We start from the raw sequence: 7,635 nt of genomic DNA, 5'->3' as shown, positions 1-7,635 counted from the left end.
CCGAACTTGGAACAGACCCTAGTGCGCAACTCGATGAGAAGATCCGCGATGGCCATGCGTCTGCCCTCATGATCGAGCACTTGCGTTGCGTCTGAACGCTGTGCTCTGCGTGCGGGCCTACGCAACGATCTCTTCATGCGTCGAGGCGTTCGAGGATCGTCCACCAAGGAGACATAGCAGCTGGTCGCGAGCTTGATCAAGAATCAAGTGAACACGCGGAACCAGCGCGTGGGCGCGGCAGGGATCGAACCTGCGACCACTCGCTTGTAAGGCGAGCGCTCTCCCGCTGAGCTACGCGCCCGGGGTGGATGCCCAGCCTACGCAGGCATCGTCCGTCCGGTGGCACGGCCGATCGCCGGATCGGTGAGGTGACCGTGCCCGGTCGCAACGTTAGCGGATGATCCCGGATCGTGGGTCAGGAAACCGGGCGCGGTCGCCCGAACATGCGGGTGAGGGCTGCGTCCACATCGGCGGCGAGGTCGCCGCTGAGGGCACGCTCAGGCCCCTCCACGGCTGGTTCCCCGCCATGACGTCCCGCGGAGGCGTTGGGAGTGTCTGTGGCGGCCGGCACGCCCCTGGCGGATCCTGCGGCCGGCGGGCGCAGAGCACCGGTTGTGGTCTCTGGCACGTCGGAGGCGGTCCGCGACGGTTCGGGGATGAGTGAGGACAGTCCGGGCGTGGCTGAGAACGGTTCGCGAGCCGATGAGGGCGGTTCAGGGGCTGGCGAGCGCCCGGCGGGCTGCTGTTCGGAGGATTTCCGCGCGCCGCAGGCCCGGCAGAACACCGTGCCGAGGGCCTTCGCCAGGTGGGTCGAGGCGCAGCGGTCGCAGCGGTCAAGGATCTTCTCCCACTCCGGGGAGGGGCGGCAGGTCGGGCAGACCAGGACCTGTTCGCCGCCGACGACCGCGCGTTGCCAGGGGCTCGCGCCCCGGACTGGGTCGGTCTGTCGCGTACTGCAGCGGAAACACGGCATAAGGTTCCCCGTCCTCGAAGACCGGCGGCGCACGTCGCCCGTGCCATGCCACGCCGGGACCCCCGCGAGGTGTCCCTGACTCGGGAACACCTCGCGGGGGTCCGACGGGCGAGGCGACCCGGCCCGCCGCTCGCCGGGACTACAGCGAGGCGAGGGCCTTGAGGTACTCGGCCTGGTCGCGTGCGTCCGGAATGTTGTTGACGACCTTCCAGCGCACCTTGCCCTCCTTGTCGATGATGAAGGTTCCGCGGAGGGAGATGCCCTTCTCCTCGTTGAAGACCCCGTAGGCCTTCGCCACCTCGCCGTGCGGCCAGAAGTCGGCCAGCAGCGGGAACTCGTAGCCCTGCTGGTCGGCCCAGACCTTGTGCGCGAAGGAGGAGTCGACGGAGATGGCCAGCACCTGCACGTCGTCGTTCTGGAAGGAGGCCAGGTCGTCCCGGACGGAGCACAGCTCGCCCTGGCAGACGCCGGTGAAGGTCAGCGGGTAGAACAGGAGCACCACGTTGCGGCGGCCCCGGAAGTCGGACAGGGTGACGACCTCGTTGTTCTGGTCCTTCAACGAGAAGTCGGGGGCGACGGCTCCGACGTCGACGGTCACGAGCTCTTCCTCTCGATTGCGGTTGGTTTTCGCGTCCTGCGGTGCTGTTCGACCTCTCGGTCTTCGCGACCTGTCGGTCCTCTCCGCCAGCATGCCACCGTCGGCCACGGCCTTGCGCTCCGGCTGCGGCCGGTGTGCCGGATCCCGCGGGCAGGCCGGGGCGGTGGGCAGCGGCGGCGCTACGACACGGATGCGATGGTGAACAGGATGAGCACACAGGGGGAACACATCGGGGCGGGTACTCGGCAACGGCACTCGAAGATGTAGAGACCCGAAACGGCTCCAAGGCGTGCCCGGCCGGCCGCGGATGGCACTTTTCCGGTCAGCGAAGCCACAGGAAGGCGCGGGAGCCGGTTTCCGGGACTCTGGTGCCCTAGTCTGACCGGTCAACGACCGCGGCGAGCTAGTCGTGCCGGACAACGACAGAGGTGACCGGGCGGAGTGTGCTTTTTCCGGCCGTTGCCCCGGCTCGCGGCCACGCCGCGGACGGGGCCGCACAGTGGCGCGTCGGGCGTCCCGCGGATGCCGACAGCAGGGAGGTCGTGACCACCTTGACCGATCACATGCCGCCGTCCGGCCCACCTGGCTGGGGCCCGGGCGGCCACGGAAGCCCCGGCGGACAGCCGCCCGGGCCCGGCGGTGCCTTCGGATCGTTCCCGGACGGCCCTCCTGGAGCACCGCCCGGAGGCCCGCGCGGGTTCGCCGGCGCGGCCGGGCCGGCGGGTGCGCCCGGTCCGGCCCCGGGTGGTCCGGGCGGCTACCCGCCGTTCCCCCGGGAGGGCTCGAATCCCTACCCGCCCCATCCCGGGGCCGGGCAGACCTATCCCGTGCCGCCCGGATACGGGCCGCCGCCGGCCGGTGTGCCGCCGGTCGGAGCCGGCGTCCTCGGTAAACGGCGCAATCCGTTCGGGGTGTGGCTCGGCCTTCCGCTGATCACTCTCGGGATCTACGGGTTCGTCTGGGTGTACAAGACCAACAAAGAGCTTGCCGCCTACAACTCGCGGATCAAGGTCAACCCTACGCTGTCGCTGCTGGCCTTCCTGATCGGCTGGGTGCTGATCGTCCCGCCGTTCGTGGCGGCGTGGCGGCTGGGGACGCGGACAGCGGAGGCGCAGCGCGCCGCGGGCCTGCCGGAGATCAGCCCGGGGATCGCGTTCCTGCTGTGGCTGATCGGCGGTGGGCCGCTCTATCTCCAGTTCGAGATCAACAAGATCTGGAACCGCTACCCCGGCGCGGTCGAAGGCCAGCAGGTGCCGCTGAGCCGCTGAGCCGCACGGCGCAGCGGACGAGAAACGGGGCACCGCGGGCTGTGACGGCCCGCGGTGCCGTACCGCTGATCATTCAAGTGCGGATGCCGGCCGGGCGGGCGGCACACGGACCTGGCGCTGGGCATGGCGGAAGGACCGTCGGCAAGCACGTCACACCGATCGGTTGCGACCCCGACTGGGGAGATCGCCGCCGCTGAGGCCTCGGACGCGCGCGGGCGCCCGGGGCCTCAGCGGTGGCGGACCCGCTGGGACTTCGGGGCGGCCAGCCGCATTCCGGCCCATTCGGCCGCGACGCTGACGGTGCTGGTCTGGACGAGGCCGGCGGTCGGCACGGCGTCCAGGACGTCGCTGGGCTCGACGTGGCCGTCACGGCCGGCCTTCGGGGTAAGCAGCCAGATCACGCCGTCCTCGGACAACTGCCTACGCGCGTCGATGAGGGCGTTGGCAAGATCACCGTCATCCTCGCGCCACCAGAGGAGCACGACGTCTACCACGTCGTCGGAGTCCTCCGGGACGAGGTCGGTGCCACTCGAGGTCGTGACCGCGTCCAGGAGATCCTGGGCGATGTCGTCGTCCTCGTTGAGCGACTGGACCAAGGTGCCGGCCATGACTCCCAGACGTTCCGCACGGCGCTGACCCTCGGCGTTCGCCGCGGTCGGACTCACCCTCCGCTACCTCCTGCTCGTCTACACGACGCTCCGCGGTCGCGAGGCGCCCCGGTCGTGGGCGGACCGGTTCGGCGACGATCCGCTCGCGCGACCCGCCGTGGGCCTAGTCCACCGGACCATGCGGTGGGTGCGCAAGTGCCACGCCGGGGGTTGTGGACAAGCAGGGGGATGCCGGCCGTTCCACAACGATCTCCGCTGACACAATCTCGCTACCCCGGGGCCGCCTCGTCAACCCGTCGTACGAAACCCGCCGACATGATCCCACCATCAGTCCAACCTGCGGGTATGTGATGTCGGACGTCTCCTGGCCGTTCCGATGATCCCAGGTCCGGCACCGGGGTGGGCGCACTGGCCGGACTTTGCCCGCCGGACGGGGCCGACCGGCCCGGTCAGCCCGGCAGGAAGGAGAACCGGACGGTCCGCTCGGGGTTGTCCACATTTAGGTCGACAAGCGCCACCGACTGCCAGGTACCGAGCGCGAGCCGCCCGTCCAGGACGGGAACGGTCAGGGACGGCGGGATGATGGCTGGCATCACGTGTGAGCGGCCATGCCCGGGCGAGCCGTGGGCGTGCCGCCAGCGGTCGTCGGCGGGCAGCAGGGCGGCCAGGGCGGCGAGGAGGTCGGTCGCTGCCGGCGCCCAGCTCGAGGATGGCCACGCCCGCCGTCGCGTGCGGGATGAAGACGGACAGCAGCCCGTCGCCCCGGCCGGCGACGAACTCGGCCGCCGGCTCGGTGAGGTCGACGACCCGTTCGTCGCGCCCCGTCCGCACCGTCATCGTCTTCGTCTCCACGGTGGCGTCCCTCCCTCGGCGGGCGTCCACAACCCGGGCGCACGTAATCCCAACCATCCCGCACCTGCCGGTGCGACCGCCTGCACGCCACCCCGACGCCTGGGTGGCCGTCCGGGTCCGAGGGCTGCGTCCAGGTGCTGCTCAGACGGCCGTCGCGGCGTGTTCACCGGCGCGCCACCACCTCGGGGACAGACCGCGAACAACCGCGTGTGCCGATCCAGTTTCCCTACCGCACAGTAGGCAGGGCGTGCGTGACGACCGTGTCGAGACGGAGCACGATAGTGAGAGGGCATCGGCACAGGAGCTAACGGAGAGCAGGAGTAGGCGTGGCGCAGGACACAACGCGGAAGTTCTCGGTCATCACCGACGGGCTCCCGAGCCAGTTGCCGGACATCGATCCGTCCGAAACCAGCGAATGGCTCGAGTCGCTCGACGCGGTGATCGAGGAGTCCGGGCGAGGCCGGGCACGGTTCCTCATGCTCAAGCTCCTCGAACGGGCACGCGAGAAGGCGGTCGGGGTACCGGGCCTGACCAGCACCGACTTCATCAACACGATCCCCCCCGAGCAGGAACCCTGGTTCCCGGGCGACGAGCACGTCGAACGGCGGATCCGGGCGTACATCCGGTGGAACGCCGCCATCATGGTCAGCCGCGCGAACCGTCCGGAATATAATGTCGGCGGCCATATCGCCACATATGCCTCGAGCGCGAGCCTGTACGAGGTCGGCTTCAATCATTTCTTCCGGGGCAAGGACCACCTGACCTCCTCCCCCGGCAGCGATTCCGGGGACCAGATCTTCATCCAGGGGCACGCCTCCCCCGGCATCTACGCCCGCGCGTTCCTCGAGGGCCGTCTCACCGAGGCGCAGCTGGACGCGTTCCGCCGCGAGGGTGAGCCGGGCGGCCTGTCGTCCTACCCGCACCCGCGGCTGATGCCGGACTTCTGGGAGTTCCCGACGGTGTCGATGGGCCTCGGCCCGATCGACGCCATCTACCAGGCGCGGTTCAACCGCTACCTGCTCAACCGCCAGATCAAGGACACCTCCCGCAGCAAGGTGTGGGCGTTCCTCGGCGACGGCGAGATGGACGAGCCGGAGTCGATCGGCGCCCTCGGGGTCGCCGCCCGCGAGGAGCTCGACAACCTCATCTTCGTGGTGAACTGCAACCTGCAGCGCCTCGACGGGCCGGTCCGCGGCAACGGCAAGATCATGCAGGAGCTGGAGTCGCTGTTCCGCGGCGCCGGCTGGAACGTCATCAAGGTCGTCTGGGGCCGTGACTGGGACCCGCTGCTCGCCAAGGACACCGACGGCGTCCTCGTCCACCGGATGAACACCACACCCGACGGCCAGTTCCAGACCTACTCGACCTCGTCGGGCGACTACATCCGGGAGCACTTCTTCGGCGCCGACGCCCGGCTGCGCCGGATGGTCGCCAACCTGGCCGACGAGGATCTCAGCAAGCTCTCCCGCGGCGGGCACGACTACCGCAAGCTGTACGCGGCCTACAAGGCGGCCACGGAGCATGCCGGTCAGCCCACCGTGATCCTCGCCCACACGATCAAGGGCTGGACGCTGGGCAAGGACTTCGAGGGCCGCAACGCCACGCACCAGATGAAGAAGCTCACCAAGACCGAGCTCAAGGAGCTGCGCGACCGGCTCTACCTGGAGATCCCCGACTCGGCGCTGGACGGCAACCTCCCGCCGTACTACCGCCCGGGGCCGGACTCCGAGGAGATCCAGTACATGCGGGAGCGCCGGGCGGGGCTCGGCGGATCGATCCCGCGCCGGGTGGTGCGGGCCCGCTCGCTCTCCCAGCCGCCGAAGTCGATCTTCGACGAGCTGCGGCGGGGCTCGGGCAAGCAGCCGGTGGCGACGACGATGGCCTTCGTCCGCCTGCTCAAGGACCTGATGAAGACCAAGGAGATGGGCGCCCGGTTCGTGCCCGTCATCCCGGACGAGGCGCGCACCTTCGGCATGGACGCGATGTTCCCCACGGCGAAGATCTACTCGCCGCACGGGCAGCGCTACGAGGCCGTCGACCGGGAGCTGCTGCTCTCCTACCGGGAGTCCGAGTCCGGCCAGATGCTGCACGAGGGCATCAGCGAGGCCGGTTCGATGGGCTCGGTGATCGCCGCCGCGACGGCGTACTCCACCCATGGCCAGCACATGATCCCGGTGTACGTCTTCTACTCGATGTTCGGCTTCCAGCGGACCGGCGACCAGATGTGGGCGCTCGGCGACCAGCTCGGCCGGGCCTTCCTGCTCGGCGCCACCGCGGGGCGCACGACCCTGAACGGCGAGGGCCTGCAGCACCAGGACGGCCACTCGCTGCTGCTGGCATCCACGAACCCGGCGTGCGTGTCGTACGACCCGGCGTTCGCGTTCGAGATCTCCCACATCGTCCGCGACGCGCTTGACCGGATGTACGGCGAGCGGAACGAGAACGTCTTCTACTACCTGACCGTCTACAACGAGCCGGTCCCGCAGCCGGCCGAGCCGACCGGGGTCGACCCGGCCCAGATCATCGCCGGCATGTACCGGTTCCGTACCGCCGACGCGCTCACCGGCGGCGAGGGGACGCCCGCCACGGCCGCCGAGAGCTCCACCACGGCGCAGGCGCAGCTCCTGGCCAGCGGTACCGGCATGCGCTGGGCGCTGGCCGCCCAGGAGATGCTGGCGGCCGACTACGGCATCGCCGCCGACGTGTGGTCGGTGACCTCGTGGAACGAACTGCGCCGGGAGGCGCTGGTGTGCGAGCGACGCAACCTGCTCAACCCCGAGCAGCCGCCGGCCGTGCCCTACGTCAGCCAGATCCTGGACGGCGCGCCGGGCCCGGTCGTCGCGGTCTCGGACTGGATGCGCGCCGTCCCCGACCAGATCTCGCGGTGGGTGCCGCAGCAGTACACCTCGCTGGGCACCGACGGCTTCGGCCGCTCCGACACCCGGGCGGCCCTGCGGCGCCACTTCAACGTCGACGCCGAGTCTGTGGTCGTGGCGACCCTGGAGGCGCTGGCACGAACGGGTGATGTCGAGCAGGCCACGGTGGACGACGCCATCCGCCGGTACGGGCTGCGCAAGGACGGCGCCGGCGAGACCGCTCTCGGCAGCGGCGCCGTGGAGGAGGACGACCAGCCGGTCTCCGGCTGACCGGGCGCGGCCGGCCAGCCGGCCGCGGCCTCAGCGGCCTGCCCGGTCCACGGCGGCTGGACGGCCCGTGGCGGCGGCTGGGAGCGGCCTGTGGCGGCCGCCCGGACCTGGCCCGCGGGGCTTCCGAGACACTCGGGGCCCCGCGGGCACCGGTGGCGGACGTGCCGCCCGCGACACGGCGTGACGACGT

Annotated in this window: 4 protein-coding genes, 1 tRNA gene and 1 pseudogene; 2 read left to right on the top strand and 4 right to left on the bottom strand. The window is 70.4% G+C overall.

Annotation, left to right across the window (positions count from 1 at the left end; translation table 11 throughout):
• Positions 1-229: 229 nt before the first annotated feature.
• Together E0504_RS27210 and E0504_RS27200 are read right to left on the bottom strand one after the other, a co-directional pair.
• Positions 230-301: transfer RNA gene (locus E0504_RS27210), tRNA-Val, on the bottom strand.
• An 811-nt stretch (positions 302-1,112) separates the two neighbouring features.
• Entirely contained in the window at positions 1,113-1,571 is a 459-nt protein-coding gene (locus E0504_RS27200; protein ID WP_020459470.1) for a peroxiredoxin, read from the bottom strand.
• Between the two features lie 542 nt (positions 1,572-2,113).
• Here E0504_RS27200 and E0504_RS52270 point away from each other — a divergent pair.
• Positions 2,114-2,839: a DUF4234 domain-containing protein gene (locus E0504_RS52270; protein WP_235013748.1), complete on the top strand. Its 726-nt coding sequence runs from the start codon at positions 2,114-2,116 to the stop codon at positions 2,837-2,839.
• Between the two features lie 227 nt (positions 2,840-3,066).
• On the opposite strand, the gene E0504_RS27190 is transcribed toward E0504_RS52270, so the two are convergent.
• Together E0504_RS27190 and E0504_RS27185 are read right to left on the bottom strand one after the other, a co-directional pair.
• The gene (locus E0504_RS27190) at positions 3,067-3,504 is read right to left on the bottom strand and encodes a DUF3052 domain-containing protein (RefSeq protein ID WP_020459468.1); all 438 of its coding nucleotides are present in this window, start codon (positions 3,502-3,504) and stop codon (positions 3,067-3,069) included.
• A gap of 392 nt (positions 3,505-3,896) precedes the next feature.
• Positions 3,897-4,284 (bottom strand): annotated as a pseudogene (locus tag E0504_RS27185) (YjbQ family protein).
• 341 nt (positions 4,285-4,625) lie between these two features.
• On the opposite strand from E0504_RS27185, the gene aceE reads away from it, so the two are divergent.
• Positions 4,626-7,445, top strand: coding sequence for a pyruvate dehydrogenase (acetyl-transferring), homodimeric type (gene aceE, locus E0504_RS27180; RefSeq protein WP_112105268.1), 2,820 nt, complete (start codon positions 4,626-4,628; stop codon positions 7,443-7,445).
• Positions 7,446-7,635: the final 190 nt, after the last annotated feature.

This window comes from Parafrankia sp. BMG5.11 (genome assembly GCF_004337455.1).
The sequence above is the reverse complement of the archived record's forward strand: the minus strand, read 5'-3'. Positions and strand labels throughout refer to the sequence as shown.